This window comes from Arthrobacter zhangbolii (assembly GCF_022869865.1).
Classification (GTDB): Bacteria; Actinomycetota; Actinomycetes; order Actinomycetales; family Micrococcaceae; genus Arthrobacter_B; species Arthrobacter_B zhangbolii.
This window is the reverse complement of sequence record NZ_CP094984.1, coordinates 3,445,185-3,464,001: the sequence shown is the minus strand read 5'-3', so window position 1 is coordinate 3,464,001 and position 18,817 is coordinate 3,445,185. Positions and strand designations below refer to the sequence as shown.

General features: G+C 62.7%; 18 protein-coding genes. 11 read left to right on the top strand and 7 right to left on the bottom strand.

The genetic code is table 11. The features are described 5' to 3' along the window. Positions 1 to 133 precede the first annotated feature (133 nt). From rpmH to MUK71_RS16165, 9 genes are all read left to right on the top strand, one after another. The gene (rpmH, locus tag MUK71_RS16205; RefSeq protein WP_022892375.1) at positions 134 to 271 is read left to right on the top strand and encodes a 50S ribosomal protein L34; all 138 of its coding nucleotides are present in this window, start codon (positions 134 to 136) and stop codon (positions 269 to 271) included. 63 nt (positions 272 to 334) lie between these two features. Next, a complete protein-coding gene (gene rnpA / locus MUK71_RS16200; RefSeq protein WP_227903120.1) occupies positions 335 to 700 on the top strand; it encodes a ribonuclease P protein component in 366 nt (121 codons plus the stop codon). A gap of 7 nt (positions 701 to 707) precedes the next feature. Beyond that, positions 708 to 1,079, top strand: coding sequence for a membrane protein insertion efficiency factor YidD (gene yidD / locus MUK71_RS16195; RefSeq protein WP_227903119.1), 372 nt, complete (start codon positions 708 to 710; stop codon positions 1,077 to 1,079). Positions 1,080 to 1,088: 9 nt separating this feature from the next. Beyond that, positions 1,089 to 2,051 carry a membrane protein insertase YidC gene (gene yidC / locus MUK71_RS16190; RefSeq protein ID WP_227903118.1) on the top strand — a complete coding sequence of 321 codons (963 nt, stop codon included), beginning with the start codon at positions 1,089 to 1,091 and terminating at the stop codon, positions 2,049 to 2,051. Continuing rightward, positions 2,048 to 2,593, top strand: a complete 546-nt coding sequence (locus tag MUK71_RS16185; RefSeq protein ID WP_227903117.1) for a Jag family protein — start codon at positions 2,048 to 2,050, stop codon at positions 2,591 to 2,593. The genes yidC and MUK71_RS16185 overlap by 4 nt, the downstream gene beginning before the upstream one ends. Positions 2,594 to 2,629: 36 nt before the next feature. After that, a complete protein-coding gene (gene rsmG / locus MUK71_RS16180; protein WP_227903116.1) occupies positions 2,630 to 3,262 on the top strand; it encodes a 16S rRNA (guanine(527)-N(7))-methyltransferase RsmG in 633 nt (210 codons plus the stop codon). A 397-nt stretch (positions 3,263 to 3,659) separates the two neighbouring features. After that, positions 3,660 to 4,604 carry a ParA family protein gene (locus tag MUK71_RS16175; RefSeq protein WP_227903255.1) on the top strand — a complete coding sequence of 315 codons (945 nt, stop codon included), beginning with the start codon at positions 3,660 to 3,662 and terminating at the stop codon, positions 4,602 to 4,604. A 103-nt stretch (positions 4,605 to 4,707) separates the two neighbouring features. Then, positions 4,708 to 6,102: a ParB/RepB/Spo0J family partition protein gene (locus MUK71_RS16170; RefSeq protein WP_227928131.1), complete on the top strand. Its 1,395-nt coding sequence runs from the start codon at positions 4,708 to 4,710 to the stop codon at positions 6,100 to 6,102. Positions 6,103 to 8,272: 2,170 nt separating this feature from the next. Continuing rightward, a complete protein-coding gene (locus MUK71_RS16165; RefSeq protein ID WP_227903114.1) occupies positions 8,273 to 8,758 on the top strand; it encodes a hypothetical protein in 486 nt (161 codons plus the stop codon). 538 nt (positions 8,759 to 9,296) lie between these two features. Here MUK71_RS16165 and MUK71_RS16160 read toward each other — a convergent pair. Then, positions 9,297 to 9,845 (bottom strand): hypothetical protein, encoded by a 549-nt coding sequence (locus MUK71_RS16160; RefSeq protein ID WP_244802803.1) that lies wholly within the window; start codon positions 9,843 to 9,845, stop codon positions 9,297 to 9,299. Positions 9,846 to 9,917: 72 nt separating this feature from the next. Between MUK71_RS16160 and MUK71_RS16155 the strand changes: the two genes are divergently transcribed. Then, complete coding sequence (locus MUK71_RS16155; protein WP_227903113.1) at positions 9,918 to 10,346, top strand: hypothetical protein; 429 nt, start codon at positions 9,918 to 9,920, stop codon at positions 10,344 to 10,346. A gap of 288 nt (positions 10,347 to 10,634) precedes the next feature. Here MUK71_RS16155 and MUK71_RS16150 read toward each other — a convergent pair whose 3' ends face one another. Further along, positions 10,635 to 11,690 (bottom strand): DMT family transporter, encoded by a 1,056-nt coding sequence (locus MUK71_RS16150; protein ID WP_227928133.1) that lies wholly within the window; start codon positions 11,688 to 11,690, stop codon positions 10,635 to 10,637. Positions 11,691 to 11,762: 72 nt separating this feature from the next. Between MUK71_RS16150 and MUK71_RS16145 the strand changes: the two genes are divergently transcribed. Then, positions 11,763 to 12,659, top strand: coding sequence for a LysR family transcriptional regulator (locus tag MUK71_RS16145; protein ID WP_227903110.1), 897 nt, complete (start codon positions 11,763 to 11,765; stop codon positions 12,657 to 12,659). Positions 12,660 to 12,699: 40 nt separating this feature from the next. On the opposite strand, the gene MUK71_RS16140 is transcribed toward MUK71_RS16145, so the two are convergent. From MUK71_RS16140 to murJ, 5 genes are all read right to left on the bottom strand, one after another. Beyond that, the gene (locus tag MUK71_RS16140) at positions 12,700 to 13,890 is read right to left on the bottom strand and encodes a peptidoglycan-binding protein (protein ID WP_227928134.1); all 1,191 of its coding nucleotides are present in this window, start codon (positions 13,888 to 13,890) and stop codon (positions 12,700 to 12,702) included. 12 nt (positions 13,891 to 13,902) lie between these two features. Then, on the bottom strand, positions 13,903 to 14,229 hold the full coding sequence (trxA, locus tag MUK71_RS16135) for a thioredoxin (RefSeq protein WP_227903108.1): 327 nt from the start codon (positions 14,227 to 14,229) through the stop codon (positions 13,903 to 13,905). 25 nt (positions 14,230 to 14,254) lie between these two features. Continuing rightward, positions 14,255 to 15,295: a thioredoxin-disulfide reductase gene (gene trxB / locus MUK71_RS16130; protein WP_227903107.1), complete on the bottom strand. Its 1,041-nt coding sequence runs from the start codon at positions 15,293 to 15,295 to the stop codon at positions 14,255 to 14,257. 173 nt (positions 15,296 to 15,468) lie between these two features. Further along, positions 15,469 to 16,971: an ABC transporter substrate-binding protein gene (locus MUK71_RS16125; RefSeq protein WP_227928136.1), complete on the bottom strand. Its 1,503-nt coding sequence runs from the start codon at positions 16,969 to 16,971 to the stop codon at positions 15,469 to 15,471. Between the two features lie 165 nt (positions 16,972 to 17,136). Further along, complete coding sequence (gene murJ, locus MUK71_RS16120) at positions 17,137 to 18,798, bottom strand: murein biosynthesis integral membrane protein MurJ (RefSeq protein ID WP_227928138.1); 1,662 nt, start codon at positions 18,796 to 18,798, stop codon at positions 17,137 to 17,139. Positions 18,799 to 18,817: the final 19 nt, after the last annotated feature.

Genomic DNA, 18,817 nt, shown 5'->3' with positions numbered 1-18,817 from the left:
CCTGCAGGGGTTCTGGAAATCAGGGTCCAGGTCCGGGCGAGTACAGACAGACACATGAAAAAAGCGCCGCTTGTTCTTCCCCCTTGTCGCAACAAGTGCCGGCGCGACTCAAGATTGTCTTGGAGTAACTACCGTGAGCAAGCGGACTTTTCAGCCGAATAACCGCCGTCGTGCCAAGAAGCACGGCTTCCGCCTTCGCATGCGTACCCGTGCCGGCCGTGCCATCCTTTCCGCACGCCGTGGCAAGGGCCGTACCGAACTGTCGGCCTAAATAACCTCAAAGTTTGTCGATGCTGCCACTAAGCAGCTCTAGCCCGGATTCCAGGTGGTCTAAATGCTGGCCGTGAGGAATCGGGTAAGGGTATCGGCGGACTTTTCTCGTACTGTACGTTCCGGTGCCCGAAGTGGGCGCCGGAACGTAGTGCTATACGCAGTGGAAACCGGCGATCAGCCGACCCGCTTTGGCTTTATCGTGGCCAAATCCGTTGGGAACGCGGTGACACGCAACCTCGTTAAGAGAAGACTGAGGGAAGCGGCAGCGCAGAGCCTTGCTCTGAACCCAACGGGACTGGACATAGTGGTGCGGGCTCTGCCTCCGTCGGCTTCGGCGTCGTGGGCTGAGCTGAGCGCTGACTACCGCAGTGCCTTGAGTACCTGTACCGCCAAACTTTCGCAGAAACATGCCAGGCAGGGAGGATGAGCCAGCGATGAGGGACTCCGGATCGTATCCGTTGAGGGCCTTGATCGCCGTTGCCCGTTTTCTGTGGAATCTTCCACGGACGGTCCTGATTGGCCTCCTCATCACCTACCGCAGGCTTGTGTCGCCGCTCTACGGCCCGGTCTGCCGATTCTTTCCCTCATGTTCCGCCTATGCCCTCGAAGCAGTCACCGTGCATGGAGCCGTTAAGGGTTCCTGGCTGGCTTTCCGACGGCTGATCCGCTGCCATCCCTGGAACAGCGGCGGCGTGGACCACGTACCTGAGGGACACCGGATTTGGGACACGAAGAAGGTCCCGAGGATCATTGTGCTGAATCACCCCGTGATTCCAGCCGACGAAGACAGCCGCTCGGCGGCCTGAGGAGAGTAAATGGGTTTCTTCGAGACGATACTGTTCCCCTTTAAGTGGGTAGTGTCATGGATCATGTGGATCTTCCACGAGGGGTTTGTATTCCTCGGGATGGATGAAGCATCCGGCTGGACGTGGACGTTGTCCATCATCGGCCTGGTGATTGTGATCCGCGCGGCGCTGATCCCCGTCTTCGTCAAGCAGATCAAGGCTCAGCGAGGCATGCAGTCGCTGCAGCCGGACCTGAAGAAGCTGCAGCAGAAGTACAAGGGCAAGACCGATCAGCTCTCCCGTCAGGCCATGACGCAGGAGCAGATGGCGCTGTACAAGAAGCACGGCACCAACCCGTTTGCGGCCTGCCTGCCCATGCTGATCCAGATGCCGTTCTTCTTTGCCCTGTTCCAGGTGCTGAACGGTGTTTCCAAGGCCAGCGACAACGGCGAACACATTGGCGCCCTGTCTTCTCAGGCCATCCAGCAGTTCGACGAGGCCACCATCCTCGGCGCACCGCTTTCCTCCTCGCTGCTGCACGGCGGCGGCGGTGACGGACAGGTTGCCGTTGTCATCCTCTCCATCGTGATGATTCTGGCCATGACCGCTTCGCAGTTCATTACGCAGAAGCAGATCATGTCCAAGAACATGTCCGAAGAGGCCCTCGCCAGCCCCTTCATGAAGCAGCAGAAGATGATGCTGTACGTACTGCCGATCGTCTTCGGCGTAGGTGGCATCAACTTCCCCATTGGTGTTCTGATCTACTGGACCACCACCAACCTGTGGACCATGGGCCAGCAGTTCTTCGTCATCCGCCGCATGCCGACGCCGGGTTCCCCCGCCGCCAAGGCCATGGCCGAGCGCCGTGCGCGCAAGGGCCTTCCGATGGTTCCCCTGCTCGGAGAGAAGAAGGGCGAAGTCCCCGTGGAGGTTCCGGCGGCAGCCAAAGGCCAGCGCGTTCAGCCCCAGCGGAAGAACAGGAAAAAGAGATGACCCCGGAGCACGTGGATGAGCCTGCAGTGGCTGTCGAAGACGCGGTAGAAGCAGGCCGGGAGCGCCCGGGCCGGCTGGAGGAAGAGGGCGATGTTGCCGCTGACTACCTCGAGGAACTGCTGGACATTGCTGATATCGACGGCGATATCGACATAGAGGTCCGCAACGGCCGGACGTACATTTCCGTGGTCTCCGAGGAAGAAGGCGACACCGCCCTCCAGGCCCTGGTAGGCCGTGACGGAGAAGTGCTCGAAGCACTGCAGGAACTGACGCGGTTGTCTGTACTCACGGCCACCGAAAACCGGTCCCGCCTGGTGCTGGACATCACCGGATACCGTGTGGAACGCGGAGAGCAGCTTCAGTCCATCGCCGAAGATGCCGCCCGGCGTGCCAAGGACTCCGGGGAGGAAATCTCGCTGGCGCCCATGAGCGCCTACGAACGCAAGATTGTCCACGACGCAGTGGCCGAGCTCGGCCTGGTCAGTGAATCCGAAGGTGAAGGCGCAAGCCGCCACATCGTGGTTTCCCTGCCTGCATCCTAGACAATCACCCAGCGCAGACAAGGAATACCAGAGCCAGTGGTCGAATCAACACCCGCCGAACAGGACGCCGCCCGGAAGATTTTCGGCGACCGCCTGGAGCTAGCCGAGCGGTACGTAGAGCACCTGGCTACCTCGGGCATGGAACGCGGATTGCTTGGTCCCCGGGAGGTGCCGCGGCTTTGGAGCCGGCATGTGCTCAACTGTGCAGTGGTGGCTGAACTGATTCCGGCGGGTGCCACAGTTGCCGACGTCGGCAGCGGCGCCGGGCTGCCGGGCCTATGTTTGGCGATTGCACGTCCCGACATCTCCATGACCCTGATCGAGCCCCTGGAACGCCGGGTGATCTGGCTGAACGAAGTGGTGGAAGATCTCGGCTTGGATAACGTACGTATCCTGCGGGGAAGGGCGGAGCAGGTAGTGGGCGACGTCGATGTGGACGTTGCCACCGCACGTGCTGTCTCCGCACTGGGCGGGCTGGCCGGGCTCACCATCCCTCTGCTGCACGGCAAGGGACAGGTCCTGGCGATAAAGGGCCGCAGCGCGGAAGAGGAAGTGCAGAAGGCAGCCAAGGCCATCCGGAAGCTGGGCGGCCGGGAAACCGCCGTCGTTACGGCCGGCAGCGATCTGCTGGAAGAACCCACTACTGTGGTGCGCATCACAGTAGGCTGACCTGCCCGCGCGCGGGTCTTTGCACACACCGGTGCTGATCCCTGCTATTGGGCGGGGAGCAGATAGTCTAGATGGACTAATGCCTTAACGCTTTATGTTGGAAAGTGAGCAAGACCCGGTGAGTGTGCGCGATTCTGCCGCAAAACGAATTCCCCCTTTCGCCGCACTCGGTTCGGCCTTCTCATTTGGCAGGAAGCAACCCCAGGTGATTGCTAAGCAGGATGTTCCGGTTTCCACCGGATCCAGCCCGGCGGTCAGCGAACAGGAAATACCCGCTCCTGAGGTTGTCGAGCAGGAAGTACCGGCTGTTGTTGTTTCACGTGAAACCGAAACACCCGAACCGCGACAGCCCGCCCAAACTGAAAGCAGTGCCGAACTCGTGCCGGCGCCCCAAGCTATCGAAGGTGGTGTATCCGAGGAAGACGCCCTGGCGGTGTCATCGTCGGTAGACGTTATGGACTTGATGGACGAGAGCACCCCGCTGGCACGTGAACTGGCCAGCGAAAGCAGGCGCCGGGAAAAACTGCGCGGACGGGTACTGCCGCGCCCTGCCCAGACCAGGATCATGACCGTCAGCAACCAGAAGGGCGGCGTGGGTAAAACCACAACCACGGTGAACCTTGCCGCCGCCCTGGCGACGGCCGGCCAGAATGTGCTGGTGATCGATATCGATCCGCAGGGCAACGCATCAACCGCACTCGGCATCGACCACCGTGCCGACGTGGAGAGCATCTACGATGTTCTGATCAACGACCTCCCCCTGGCGAATGTCGTTGCGCCCTGCCCGGACATCAATAACCTCATTTGTGCACCGGCCACCATTCACCTGGCTGGTGCCGAAATCGAGTTGGTTTCACTGGTGGCCCGCGAACAGCGCCTCCGCCGGGCCATCGATGTGTACGCCGCAGAGCGGGAAAAGCAGGGCCTTGAGCGGCTGGACTACATCTTCATTGACTGCCCGCCCAGCCTCGGACTGCTGACCGTCAATGCATTTGTTGCCGCCCGCGAGGTGCTGATCCCTATCCAGTGCGAGTACTACGCATTGGAAGGCCTTAGCCAGCTGCTGAAGAACATCGAAATGATCCAGAAGCACCTCAACGCCGATCTGGTTGTTTCCACGATCCTGCTGACCATGTACGACGGCAGGACGAACCTCGCGGCCCAGGTGGCGGCGGAAGTCCGTGAGCATTTCCCGGAGCAGGTACTCGGCGCCGTGGTTCCGCGCTCCGTGCGGATCTCGGAAGCCCCCAGCTATCAGCAGACCGTGATGACTTACGACCCGTCGTCCAGCGGTGCGCTGTCCTACCTCGAAGCCGCAGCCGAAATCGCCCAGCGCGCCTAGAGACACCCCGGCCCGGTTCACCGGACAACGTCCAACCGCGGCTTAGAATACTCTCACAATCAATCCGTGCCGCTTGTAGTGTGCATAAGGGAAGGACTTACCCATGGCCGAAAAGCGTCGTGGTTTAGGCCGCGGTCTGGGAGCTTTGATTCCTAGCAGCGCGGAGCCCGAAGAATCATCGAATACCGGGCTGTCCCCCTCGGGCAGTGGACGACCCGTGGATCTGTTTTTTGCGGCCGCGGATGATTCCCGTAACCAGGTCGGGGGTGCGGGGCCCCGGCGCGGTGCCGGGATTAACAAAGAGGCACTTCGCGGACCTTCGAAGCGAACCACTACACGCGGTTCGGTGGCCAAGTCAGCGGCGGAGGCAGTATCTGAGGAGACTCCCGACACCGCGTCCGGGAACGCCAAGGCTGTGGGTTCCACCCCTGGCAAGTCGACGCGGAAGGCCGCTACACGCCCCGCAGAGGCCCGGGAGGGCTCCGGTAGTACAAAGAGTGCGGCAACTGCAAATAAGTCCACTGCAAAGGCTGATAGGTCCGCCAAGCAGCCGGTAAGGCGGGCGGCCGGCACGGCCGACCCGGCTGACTCGGGTCTGGAGCCGGCAAGCAGTGATGTTTCCCGTGAAACATCTACCGGCCTTGCCGAATCAGCCCAGTTGCCCGAAGGTTTGGTGCAGGTCCCCGGCGCCACGTTCGCGGAACTTCCTATTGATTCCATTCATCCGAACCGCAAGCAGCCCAGGTCTGTCTTTGATGAAGACGACATGGCCGAGCTGGTGCATTCCATTCGTGAAATTGGCGTTCTCCAGCCGATTGTGGTGCGTCCGTCTGCTGAAGGCGACCCGGATCACCCCTACGAACTGGTTATGGGTGAGCGCCGGTGGCGTGCCACCCGAGAGGCGGGATTGGAGTTTGTTCCGGCAATCATCCGTTCCACGCAGGACGTTGATCTTCTGCGCGACGCACTCCTGGAGAACCTGCACCGCAGCCAGCTGAATCCTCTCGAAGAGGCGGCCGCCTATCAGCAGTTGCTGGACGACTTTGAATGCTCCCACGAAGAGCTTGCGGACCGCATCGGCAGGTCCAGGCCGCAGGTAACCAACACTCTGCGGTTGATGAAGCTTCCTCCGCTGGTGCAGCGGCGACTCGCGGCAGGTGTGCTCTCCGCAGGTCACGCCCGTGCGCTGCTTGGGCTCGGCGATCCTGCTGAGATGGAGAAACTGGCTCAGCGGATCGTCGCCGAGGGGTTGTCTGTCCGTGCGACTGAGGAGATAGTGTCGCTCGCAGATGGATTAAAGAAGCCAGCAAAGAATGCGAAGCCGAAGCTGGGTGCCCGCCACGAACGCCTGGACTACCTTGCCACCTCGCTTTCAGACCGGCTCGACACGAACGTAAAGATCACGCTCGGCGCCCGGAAGGGTAAGGTCAGCATTGAATTCGCCAGTGTTGATGATCTGAATCGCATTATGGGAGTACTGACGCCACCGAATTCTTAGCTTCCGCTGGTTCGCGTATCGTAATGGCCACCGTTTCACGTGAAACGGTGGCCATTATGTTTTGGGCATGTGGCAGAGCATGCAGCTTGAAGGGGGCTTGCCGTCGGTACTGGTTGATTCGGTAGCTGGCAGGTCGGGTTCTCCGATTCGACTCGGTACAAAACCGGCAGGCGCGGTATTCCGGATTCGCCGCTCAGCGGCGGTACCGCTGGTGCCGGCGCAGACACGTTTCACGTGAAACCCTCGTAGGGGCCGGACTTAAATGGTGATCTGTCTGCGCTCCTCAGGAACCTAAAGGCACTCTGATCCCTGCTGGGACGAGCTATGTCAGGACTGGCCAGCCGACACAAAGGGCTCACCTCTGGTTCGCAGAGTCGAAACACGCCGATCTGTCAGTAATAGCAGCCACGGACTCGGAAATTAAGAACCCGGCCTGGTCCGCTGTTGAGTGATCTTGCCCGACATACCTAAGGGTCCCGGCGAGTCGGTCCAGTGCGGATGTGTGTTGATTATTCGATTTAGGCGACGCGCCAGCTGAAGGTCGCTCTATAGATATGCACTGGACATGAGCTAGGCAGATATGGTTTCACGTGAAACTACAGCCTGTGCAGAAGACACTTGCGAGTCAGGAGTAGCCTCAATCGCCGCTAACAGTGAGGACGTTCATCCATCATGGGGTTCGGCTTGCCGCTACTGCCTATCGTTCTCGGTAACGCATGCGATACCCAAATAGGTAGAGCGACATTTGTCGAACTCTCGCGTGCATTTGTGACGACGGCCTTACCAATACCCGGAGCTGGGCGGCGGCCTGTCAGTCTGGCAAGTTCTATCTACTCTGCCGTTCCGGTGATCGCCCGGCAGGGGTGCGCGCCAGGGGTGCGCGCCAGGGCCGTACGTCAGGGACGTGGGCCAGGGACGTATGTCGGGAACGTGTGCGCCACGCAGGGTGGTTCCAGCCCACCTTGAAAGCCGTACCCCGACCGGCTGCGCTCGGTAGCACTGGTCCGCCAGAGCACTGAGGTCGTAGAAGTCGGGCTCACGCGGCCGCGCAGAAGCATGTTGTTCCACGTGAAACAGCCAAGGAGCATCCACGCGCGATGATCGAAAGTCGGGATACGGCGTCTGTTAGTTGTTCAGGTGCCGGCACGAGCGCGCACGTCGCAGCTGGAGGTTCGGACGGTTACGCAGCGGCCGCGGGCAAAGCTACCGGCGATCCGGTGATGCAGAACCCCTCCGTGGAACGCTCAAAACAACCACGGTTTGCCCGTATTGATTGCCGTGAGCCCCTACCGGTCCCCACGGTCCGCTCTCCATAGTTCGTACCTTCATACCGAGGGTGTTTCGAGGTATTCACGAATACGCCGGACTGCCGGGTAGAGAATCGGGACCGCTCGTGCGCGGGTGCAACCCTGGAGCGGGAGTGCCATGGTTGTTCGCGGTTCCAAAATGTGGTGTTTGTGGATTGTCTGGGGCCTGCTTTACGGACAAAGGGGAGGGAGTCGTCCGGTGAATGTGGCACCTGTTTCACGTGGAACAATCTCTCGAAACGGACCTGAGAGCCTGCATCTGGGGCTAGGCTAAAGCCGCCCGCGGGCCAGTGTGTAGAGGGGTATAGAGGATGTAGTCTGCGGAATTGCGATGCCGCGGTTCCAGCTCATCCGGCCTGGGGGCCAGCCTGGCATATGGGTCCTACCGGTGCTTCCAATTCTCTCTACCCGCACGGGCGACGCATTCGGGCGAGGCCAAGGCAGTGGACCGCCGATGGGGCTGGTTTCACGTGAAACGACATGCCACGACTCCTGCCAAGCGGAGTATTGGCGTGTCACAGCCCGAGTACATCTGGAGAGTAGCCGCGGCCGCAGGTCGCCATTCGCGGCCCGGCTGCCTTTGCGTGCGAGGACAACCGATGATCGAGCAAGCGCTCCTATCGGAAATACCGCTCCACAGCGTGCCTACCGACAGGCGACGCAAATGACTGCAACCGGTCTTGCGTTTGCTTCATGCTCGGTACAGACGGCCTATCACTCTCACCTCTCGGGGAACGTTGCAGGCAGAGAGCTCACCCCCGCCGCGTGTGCTGGAAATGTGAGCCGGCAATCCGGTAGGACTTCACGGAGCATCAGGTCCGGTCACTGCACCAAATGTGTGGCTGCGGCAGTACGCTTCTGTCATGACAGCCACGGATTCTGGCCACCCGGTGACTCTGCGACTGTTCCCGGACTATGCAGGAACGGTGCTTTGGATGAGCGGCCCCGTGGACTACGAGGCGTCCGGACTGACGTCGGGACTCATCCGTGCTCTCAGGTCATGGGAAGAGTCCTACTACCGGTCGTTGACCCCGGACTTGCAGTGGGTGTCTGCGGAAGCAGGCAAACGGTTCACTACTAACGGCGTACAGCTGGCAAGGTGTTTGGCGGACGAGCTCGGCGAGGATTACCAGATCGAGTTCACCACGTACGAAAAGGGCGGGGCGCCTGCCGGCGTATTCCGCTCATCCGGGCCTGCGCGCAACGCTGATGCGGTTGCCAGGTTCAATGCCTTAGTGATCGCACTGCAGGCACAGGAGGACGAGGGTAACCAAGCCCAAGCCGACCGGCAGCGGGGGAAGGGGTGGTACGCATGGGCTCCGCTGTCGGGAAACTTCTTCAGGCGCTGACGCTGCAGGTAACGGCCCGATCATGACTGCGACCATGCAGCATTAGAGCTCGCAGCAAGCAAGCTACCTGCCAACGCCGAAGACCTCCGCGGTTCAGGCATCAAGCCATCGGTGCTGCACTTCCCATGCGACAGCTGCGGCTACACCGAATCCGTCATTACGCAGGAATGTGCGCGAATGTGCGCGGATGTGGGCGGAGCGGGCAACGGTGACAATGCCGCTGGACCTATCACACTGCCCCTCGCTGTCGCCGTTGAAAGGACCCAGTGAGTCCCACTGCGTGATCGCTGACTGCTGACACTGCGTAGACGTTCCACCGTACCGAAGCGTCCGACGCCGGTCGTCCGGCCTCCCACGAAAGAATGGGAACCGGGTCTTGAATCGGCTGTCTTCCGCCGGAGCGGCTCCGCTGTTCTCCGCGCCGAGGAGAACTGGACCCACCCCGGCCGTAATTCTGTTGGCGATCTACATCGCGCATTCCGTTGCCCGGGGAATCTATCTCGGCGCCCGGGCACCGACCGGCGTTGAACGGCCCCACTCAATACCCGGGGTGCCCGGGGTGTCCGGGCCGTTGCGCGATGAGCCGCTGGAAATCTGCCGTACGTCCCTCGTGGGAAACCGCGGCCTGCACAGCCGGAGCCAGATTTAGGTGTGCATACAACTCGACAACGGCTTCCTGAACCAGCCAGACGGCAGACCGATTGCCGTGTGGGTCAGTACGCTCATCGAGAGCCGGACCGAACACATTAACAAGGCCCGTCCGAATCGCGTCATAGCCGGCATCGACATTCCCGGGCGGGGAATCCGCATAGGCAAACAGGGTGAGGGTAAAGAGATCAGAATTCAACGCGGACCAGGAAGCGTTGGTTACTGCCACACCTGGCACGAAAAACTCTCCTCGGGCCACACCTGGCGGGCAGTCTTCGTCCGGTTCCCGTGACGGACCTAGAACGCAGCCGAGCCGGGCGAAGTAACCGGCCAAATCCTCCAATCCTGAAGGCCACCGCTCACTCACCATCCGCTTTATCAACCCGATGATCACGGAAGGAGATGGGACAGGGTAACCACTGGCCACAGGTGCACTCATGGCTGAACAGTACCCCGCATCCGGGGCCCGGTGGGGAACAATGAACGCAGTGCACAAAAGGAGGAACGAGGAGTGAAGAAATTCTATGTTGCGTCGGCCATCAGCAATATCGTCAACGTCCGGTACGTGGCCCAGGCCTTGGAAAGCCAAGCTTACGTCAATACCTATGACTGGACCCGGAACGCGACCGAGGGCGATGGGGGCACAGTCAGCCCTGGTGATCTGCGCTCCATCGGTGAGCATGAAAGAGATGCAGTAATTGGTGCAGACATCGTTGTAATCCTCCTTCCAGGCGGGAAGGGCACACATGTTGAGCTTGGCCTTGCGATCGCGCAGCGCAGCAGGATCATTCTGCATTCCCCGACCCAATGCATCGGGAATCCCGGGGCCACCAGTACGTTCTACCACCTCCCTGAAGTGGAAAAGTGCCACGGAACTCTGGACGACCTCCTCACCATGATCCTCACAGAGCCGCACGCTATGGCGCCCGGAGTACCTTAGGCGGGTGCGAGCAGAACTGATTGACCCGAGGCAAGAGGATGCTCCGTCCTACCGGGTGTATTGCTGGCCAGGCAGCCGGGCTAAGGAAGAGTGGGAGCTTTCAGGGGCTGACCTGTATGAGGTGCTCGAATGGATACGTTCCACGGCCCGCGGCCGGTCCTACAGCCTGTGGGCCACAACCCGGCCGCCCGGCAACGTTTGCCTGGTTCGCCTGCAGGGGATCGATCCGGATGCGGATGCCGGGTCCTGGCCGGCCTGGGCAGGGCAGACCTCCGGTTAGCAGCACGCTCAGGGATCCCTCAGCGGCCGCGGTTGCGCTGAGAGGGTATCCGGCAGGGCCCCGCTGCCGGAGGCCTGCGGGGCTGCTGCTTCAGGTATCCCGCCGGAGACAGGGTGGCGCGAGGAACGGTGCCGTGCTTCCGCCCTCAGACCGATGTACGTGCCGATGATGATGAGCGCGGCCCCAATGAAGCCCAGCACAGCGAGGGTTTCCTGTCCGATGGTGATTCCAATGAGGACAGCCCAAATGGGCTCGGTTCCCATAAGGAGGCTGGCCCGGGAGCCTGACGTCTGTTGGATGGCCCACGTCTGGACCAGAAAAGCGAAAACGCTGCATGCCAGGCCGAGGTAGAGCACCCCGCCCCATTCATGTAGGTCGAAGCCCTGGACGGCCCGGAGCACGCCCCGGTAATCCGCGAGCGTGTAGAGCACGGCGCAGACGGCACTTTGAACCACTGTCAGATTCAGCGCACTGTACCCGCCGCCCCTGGTCAGGGCGGAGACGGCGGTGACGTGGATGGAGCGTACGGCGGCGGCAGCGAGCATGAGCATGTCCCCGGGGCCGGGCGCCACAAAGCCGTTGCCGGAGACGAGCAGGCACACCCCTGTGACTGCGACAATGCCGGCGACGAATACCGTGCGGGGCAGCTTCACCCGGAAGGCAATGCTCTCGGTAACCGGAGTGAAAACGATGACGAGGCTGATGATCAGCCCGGCGTTCGTAGCGCTGGTGCCGGCAATCCCGTGCGTCTCAAGGATGAGCACTGCTGCCTGGGTCAAACCCAGTACGACGCCGACAATAAGTTCGCGGCGCGTCGTCCGGCGGCGCTGCCAGATCAGCCAGATCATCGACAGCGCCAGGGACGTGATCAGGAAACGCAGCGAGAGGATGACACTGACCCCCATGGTGCCGGTGAGGTTTTTGGCAGCCAGATAGCTGCTGCCCCACACGATGGCGACCAGGAGCAGCAACAGGTCCACCTTGCGGTCAGCAAAAAGTGAGGCAACCCGGCGTTGTTGTCCGCCGGGCGTTTTGATCGCTGAAATTCCTGGTGAGAAAGGCACCCTTCGAGTCTGGGGGAGACCGATTCGTAAGACTAGAGGGCAACTTCTGAAAGATAGGTTTAGCCTTTGCTTATGGATCTTCATCAGCTGCAACTTCTCCGCGAGCTGGGCGAGCGGGGCAGTCTCGCCGCCGTCGCCCGCGCGTCCCATGTCTCCGCGTCGGCCGTCTCCCAGCAGCTCAGCGCGTTGCAGCGTCGCGCGGAGGTTCCCCTGACCGAACGCAGGGGACGCAACCTCGTCCTCACCGAGGCCGGTGAGGCACTGGCGCGTGCGGCCGTGGACATCAGTATTGCGATGAGCACCGCCGAACAGGCAGTAGCGGGTTACCTGCAGAACCCCCGTGGGACGGTCCGGATCTCCGCCTTCAACAGTGCCGGCCTTACCTTCTTCGGCCCCCTGCTCCACGCCCTGTCCGCAGAAGGAAGCCCGCGGCTGATCTGCCATGACCGCGACGTGGGGCAGGAAAGCTTCCCGGCCCTGGCTGCCGACTTCGATCTGGTGATCGCGCACCGCCTCGAGCACACCAGTCCCTGGCCCGAATCGATCAGTGTCCTTCCGCTTCTGCGGGAACCCCTGGATGTCGCCATGGCGGACAGTCACCGGCTTGCCGGGGCACCGAGCGTCAGTGTCAGTGACCTGGCCGATGAGGACTGGGTGTCAGTCCAGGACGGATTTCCCCTCATGCCGGCGTTGGAGGCTATTGCCGTTCACGCGCGGCAACCGCTCAACATCACGCACCGGATCAATGAATTCTTCATCGCGGCCGCAATCGTGGCGGCGGGTTCTGCCATTGCGCTGATGCCCCGCCACACGGCATCCCCGCGGCAAGGAAGCGGTGTGGTGCTCAAACCGATCCATGACCTGCCCCTGGCCAGGCACGTGGACATCCTCTGCAGGCCCGAGGCCCTCCACCGGACGGCTGTCCGGCAGGTAGTCGATGCGCTGAGGCAGATAGCGGTCTCTGCCTAGGAGTGCGCGCCTGCAGCCGGCTGAAACGCGAGGAGAGGGATCAGAGGCCGGAAACCCGCCGGGAATCGGCGTCTTCCATGGGGTTGAACTTGAGCACGTCATCGAGGGCCAGGGTGCCCGTGGGCTGGTCCTCTTCCTCCAGCAGGTACAGCCGCTGGATACCAATGACAATGGAATCGGCCACCGTCTGCCGGAACACCGGATCGGCGAGGCGCTCGGCGTCGTGCGCGTTGCTCAGGTAGCCCAGATCCAGTCCCACGGACGGAACACCGGGGACCTTCAGGGTGTCCCAGGTCCGCGCATGGACCCCGAGGCTGTCCATGTCGGTGCGGGCGCTAAGTTCCTTCATCAGCAGTACGGCGGCGCGGTGCCCGATGGGGGAGCGAGCCTCGCCCGTGCCCGGCAGGCCCCAGTAGTAGGCGGCAATGCCGGAGGCGGGCTGCTGGTCCAGCCAGTCGCAGTGGATATCCAGGTTAAGGCTGGGCACACCTGACCGGGCTCCGGGGGAGTCGGATGCCACTTCGGACACGGGTGGAACCAGCCGGGCGCCGAACTCCCTGAGAATGCGTCCCACCCGGCCGGCTATGTCAGTGGTGACGAGCTGCTCGGTAAGCGGTTCCCCGCTGAGGCGTTCGGCGGTGTGCGGGGAGGCCAGCGCGGAGCGGCCAATGTTCACGGATATGAGCCGGCCGCGCAGGGCAGCGGTGGAGCGGTCGAGCCGCTCGTAGTCGCGCAGGGCAAACGCCTGGCTGGGCGAAATGGCCCGGTTGACCCGGGACATGGCGGTCATGGTGTCGCCGTCGCAGACGCCGCTGCCGGGCAGGCCCAGGTTGTGCTGCAGTTCGGCAACGGCATAGCGGGTGCGTACACCGAAACTGCCGTCGATATGCCCGTAGTAGAACCCCAGGTGCGAAAGGTGGCGCTGCAGCTCAGCGACGTCGTCGCCCCGCAGCGGGGAACCCTCAATGTGGCTCAGGGTACGGTCCCCGAACTTGAACTGTGCTTCCTGCAGCGCCCGCTGGGTGTCCGGGCCCGCTACGCCGTCCACAATGAGACCGCGGCTCTGTTGGAAGGCTCGGACGGCGGCATCCACGTGGTCATCGAAAATCGTGGGGTCGTTAACGGAATCCGGTGCCAGATAGGACAGGGTGACGCCGGCGCGCAGCAACGCTTCACGAAGCGTCACTACGCGCCGGCTGGCATCCAGCCTCCGCAGGCTATCGCCGTGCATGGTTCTTGGTCTTTACTTCAGGAAGGCCGCGAATTCCTGCTCCAGGACCTGCTTGGGCTTCGCGCCGATGGACGTTGCAGCCACTTCACCGCCCTGGAAGACGTAAACGGCGGGAATGGAGGTGATGCCGTACTGGGCGGCGATGGCGGGATTGTCATCCACGTTCACCTTCACCACATCCACCTTCTCGCTGTACTGGGCGGCAATGTCATCGAGGATGGGGGACAGCATGCGGCACGGACCGCACCATTCGGCCCAGAAGTCCACGATGACCGGCTTGTCCGCCTGCAGGACGTCGGTACCGAAAGAAGCGTCGGTTACTGCTTTTGCACTGCTCATTTTGCTCTCCTTACGAGGAACGGGACTAAAGGGCTGCGTGTTCGGAAACGGCCTCGGCCGGCGGGGTGGGAACCTCCGCAGCCGTGGGCACGGAGTCGCCGAGGTCGGCAAGGTAGTGTTCGACGTCGACGGCGGCCACGCAGCCGGAGCCGGAGGCGGTGATGGCCTGACGGTACGTGGGGTCGATGACGTCGCCGGCGGCGAAGACGCCCGGCAGCGAGGTCTTGGACGTGCGGCCGAGGACGGCAATGGTGCCCTCTTCGGTGAGTTCAAGCTGGCCGCGGACGAGGTCCACGCGGGGATCGTTGCCGATGGCCACGAACACGCCGGTGACGTTCAGTTCGGACTCCGTGCCGTCCTTGGTGCTGCGCAGGGTCAGGCCGGTGACCTTGTCCTCGCCGTGGATGGCGGCCACTTCCGAATCCCAGGCGAACCGGATCTTTTCGTGCGCCAGGGCACGGTCCTGCATGATCTTGGAGGCACGCAGGCTGTCACGGCGGTGCACCACGGTCACCGACGCAGCGAACTTGGTGAGGAAGAGGGCTTCTTCGAGGGCTGAGTCGCCGCCGCCGATGACGGCGATGTCCTGTCCCTTGAAGAAGAAGCCGTCGCAGGTGGCACACCAGCTGACGCCGCGGCCGGAGAGCCGCTTCTCATCAGCCAGGCCCAGTTCGCGGTACGCGGAGCCGGTGGAGATGATGACGGCGCGCGCCTCGAAGGTCTCACCGGTACCGATGGTTACCCGCTTGATATCCCCCTCAAGCTCAACATTCGTGACGTCTTCAAAGAGGATTTCCGTACCGAAGCGGGCTGCCTGCTTCTCGAAATTGGCCATCAGGTCCGGGCCCATGATGCCCTCGGGGAAACCGGGGAAGTTCTCCACATCCGTGGTGTTCATCAGCTCGCCACCGGCGGTCACCGAACCCGCGATCACCAGCGGTTTGAGGTTGGCGCGGGCCGTGTAGATGGCAGCGGTGTAACCGGAGGGTCCGGAACCGACAATGATGACGTCCCGGACGTTGCCGGCAGCAGAGCCGTCAGTGGCGACGGAGTTTGCGGTGCTCACTGGGCGGTGAACCTCTTCCTTGTTGAACTTTGCGGACGGGGTCCCTTGCGGGACCGCTCCATATGGATCACCCGGCACAACCACTGCCGGGTCCAGCTTATTCCGGCAGTGGTGCCGGGGACATGCTCAGGCCCTGCTCCCGGACTGCCGGAGAGCAGGTTTGGCCATGTGGGTCAGGACACGCCGATTTCGGCGATCCGCAGGCCCCAGGGGTAGGCGGCCTGGACGCCGTTGAGCCGGGGCAGCTGAGTGAAGTTGACGATGACGTAGCGCGCCGTGGCGGCGGTTCCGTCAGCTTCAGGCACCGGGATGCTGGTGGTGGGACCGGTGAAGCCCGTCTGGGCTACCGTCCGCGCACCTTCGAGGTCCGGTGTGTCATTAAGCATCACCGAGAAGCTTCCGCCGGTGCCGTTGAGCTGGGTGATCTTCACCTCGTTCACCGCGGATTCAGTGCCCAGATCCACTACCAGTGCCAGGCTCGGGGCGAGCCCGCCGAAGGTATCGCTGGCGTAGACGTAGCTGGACCAGTAGGAGGACGGGTTGCCGTCAACGATCTGGGGCAGGGCACCGTCATTGGCCGAGTCCAGCAGCTCATTGCCGGGGACCAGCCGGGTGATGCCGGCGATCTCCGGGGCAGCGGCGGGCGCTGCCTCGCTTTCCGCCGGGGCAGGTGCCTCGGAAGGAGGTGCGGTGGTGGCGGATCCGGCTTCCGGAGTGGAGCTGAAGAGCTCACCCATTTTTCCGAGCTGGCTGACGGCCAGGACCACGGCCAGCACCAGGACCAGGCTCAGGATGGCGCCGATCAGCACGCGGCCGGACTTGCGGTTGTCCTTCCGGTCCTCGCTGCCGTCGCCGTCGTCGTCCGCATAGCCGGTATCGCCGTCGTCGGTGTCGGTTGAACCGTACTCATAATCGGAGTCGTAGTTGCCCGCGGCCAGGGCGGACTTCGGGAAGTTCGAGGCGGAACGGACGCCGGGCGCAGCGGCCGGAGCCTCTACGGGCTCCTCGTCCTCCCACTTGGTGACCTTGGGTGTGCGCGCCGTGTAAGCGCCCGGCCGGCTGGTGGGGGGAGGGGGAACATTTGCGCCGCCGGTGGTTGCCTCGGCAGGTGCGTCTTCGGCATCGCCGAATTCGAGGTCACGCTGGGCGGCAGCGGATTCGGCACCCCCGAGAGCGCCCCCCGCTGCGCCGCTGCGGCCGAAGCGGGGCAGCTTGGGCATGTGCCCGCCGCTGATCAGGGGTTTACGGGGTGCCTTTTCCTCCACATAACGGTCATCCTCGACCGTTTCCGGTTCGCGGGAGCGGGGCATGCCAAAGATTTCCGAGCCCAGGGTGTCGGTAAAGAACGGTTCAACATAGGGGGCTTCGTTGCGCTCGATGACCAGGTCCAGCAGATCAGCGGCGTTGGCGTTGTTGGTGACGAGGTACGTGCGGCCGTCACTGACACCGAGATCCAGGACCTGGACATTGCCGTGGCGCTCACCCGTGGCAATTTCACGGGCGCTGGCCGAGACCTGGCTGGCGTTAACGGGGGCAGCCACAAGGATGCTGACGGAACGGTTGAGGACCTGGTCCACACCATCGAGTACGAGGTCCTGCTCCGCTGAGGCCAGCACCTGCGCGGTCACTTTGTACCGTCCGCCCAGCACTGAACCGACGTCTACCGACTGTGGCACGTGTTCCTCCCATGAAAACGGCAATAAGACTGCGTCAGCCGAGCTGACAACTGCGTATATGGATGTTCGTTCACGGACACGGTACGCGGCAGTCTGCCGCAGCCCTGAACTGCCTGCTTTGTTCCCATGCTACCCGCGTCCGCGCCGAATGCCGGCGTCGGCACTTTAGGCAGTCCGCCGGATTTTGGCAAGGACCGGTTTGAGGAAAGCATCCAGTTCGGTGACCTTCAGCCAGCGCAGCATCAGGTAGTACGTTCCGGCCATCAGCACCCCGCAGACCAGCATGACCACAGTGGCCGCGCCCAGTGACTGCCACGCGAAACCGTCCACAGCATAACCGCCCATCATCCGCAGCGCCGCCGATCCGACGGCGGCAGCACCGAGGGCGGCGACGACCAGCCGGACGTGGACATCAAAGACCCGGGCCGCACCATAGTTGCCCAGGCGGCGGGTAAGGAAGATGTGGCTGACGACGACGGCGGCAATATTGCCCAGCGAGTACGCCACGGCGAGGGCGAAGATGATCTTGTCCGCGGGCAGGCTGGCAGCGGCCAGCGCGAGGGCCACACCGAACGCCGAGAGGATGACCTGCATGATCAGCGGGGTTTTTGCATCCTCATTGGCGTAGAACGCACGGTTCATCAGGAACGTCGCACTGAGGAAGGGGGCAGTGCAGGCCAGGAGGACGAGGACCTGTGCCTGCAGTGTTGCCGAAACATTCGAGCCGCCGCTGAACCAGATGCTGATGGGCCCGGCGAGGACTATCAGCACCGCGGAGCAGAAAACGGTGGCCACACCGATGGCCCGCAGGCCCTGCGAAAGGGTGGCCCGGACGCCGTCGTAGTCCTTCTCCGCGTAGGCATGGGACATGGTGTTGAACAGCACCGTCGCCAGCGAAAGGGTGATGACCGAATGCGGAATGATGTACAGCATTGAGGCCGTCTCGAGGTTCAGGTGCCCGGCAATCTCCTGTCCCATGGCCTGGTATTCAGGCCGGGCGGAGGAGGCGATGGTCGCCACCTTGGTGTAGACCAGATAGGCACCGTTGCCGATCAGCATGGTGAGGATGGTCCACTTGGCCACCTTGCCGGTCTGGCGCAGCCCCACCCCGCGCAGGCCGAAGGACGGACGCAGCCCGAGCCGGAGCCGGCGCAGCGGGATCAGCAGTACTACGGCCTGCAGCACGATGCCCAGGGTGGTGCTTCCGGCCAGCAGGATGGTTGCCTGGCTGGTCCAGGTTTCCGGGGAGAAGGAGGAGGTCTCTTCGCGGCCGATGAAGGTAATGAAGATGAGCAGTCCGGCGATGGCAACAATGTTGTTTACGACGGGAGCCCACATATAGGCGCCGAACCGGCCGTTGGCATTGAGGATCTGTCCGATGACGGCGTAGGCGCCGTAGAAGAAGATCTGCGGGAAGAGCCAGTAGGCGAAGGTGGTGGCCAGCGGCAGCTGGGCCGGGTTCAGCGCCGTGACCAGGGGGAGGATCAGTGGCGCCGCCAGCGTGGCCAGGGCGGCAATGCAGCCCAGCACCAGCAGGCAGAGCGTGAGTATCCGGGATACGTACTCGGATCCGCGGTCCGGGCGTTTGCTGGCCCTGATGATCTGCGGAACCAGCACCGCGTTGAACACACCGCCGGCCACCATCAGGTAGATGAAGTTCGGCAGCACGTTCGCTGAACTGAAGATGTCGGTGACCAGCCCGGTATTGCCAATGGCGATTGCCAGCAGGGCAGTGCGGACCAGTCCCAGGACTCGGGATACCAGTGTCCCCGCAGCCATGACCGCGCTGGAACGCGCAGTACTGGGGGCTATATTCTTTTCGGCCATCGTGACCCTATGTTCTCAC

Excerpts from the sequence above, each read along its gene's own strand:
- MUK71_RS16185 (WP_227903117.1), top strand. The coding sequence starts at position 2,048 with ATGACCCCGGAGCACGTGGATGAGCCTGCAGTGGCTGTCGAAGACGCG.
- rnpA (WP_227903120.1), top strand. The coding sequence starts at position 335 with ATGCTGGCCGTGAGGAATCGGGTAAGGGTATCGGCGGACTTTTCTCGT.
- MUK71_RS16145 (WP_227903110.1), top strand. The coding sequence starts at position 11,763 with ATGGATCTTCATCAGCTGCAACTTCTCCGCGAGCTGGGCGAGCGGGGC.
- MUK71_RS16140 (WP_227928134.1), bottom strand. The coding sequence starts at position 13,890 with ATGCACGGCGATAGCCTGCGGAGGCTGGATGCCAGCCGGCGCGTAGTG.
- yidC (WP_227903118.1), top strand. The coding sequence starts at position 1,089 with ATGGGTTTCTTCGAGACGATACTGTTCCCCTTTAAGTGGGTAGTGTCA.
- trxA (WP_227903108.1), bottom strand. The coding sequence starts at position 14,229 with ATGAGCAGTGCAAAAGCAGTAACCGACGCTTCTTTCGGTACCGACGTC.
- yidD (WP_227903119.1), top strand. The coding sequence starts at position 708 with ATGAGGGACTCCGGATCGTATCCGTTGAGGGCCTTGATCGCCGTTGCC.
- MUK71_RS16165 (WP_227903114.1), top strand. The coding sequence starts at position 8,273 with ATGACAGCCACGGATTCTGGCCACCCGGTGACTCTGCGACTGTTCCCG.
- murJ (WP_227928138.1), bottom strand. The coding sequence starts at position 18,798 with ATGGCCGAAAAGAATATAGCCCCCAGTACTGCGCGTTCCAGCGCGGTC.
- MUK71_RS16160 (WP_244802803.1), bottom strand. The coding sequence starts at position 9,845 with ATGAGTGCACCTGTGGCCAGTGGTTACCCTGTCCCATCTCCTTCCGTG.
- MUK71_RS16170 (WP_227928131.1), top strand. The coding sequence starts at position 4,708 with ATGGCCGAAAAGCGTCGTGGTTTAGGCCGCGGTCTGGGAGCTTTGATT.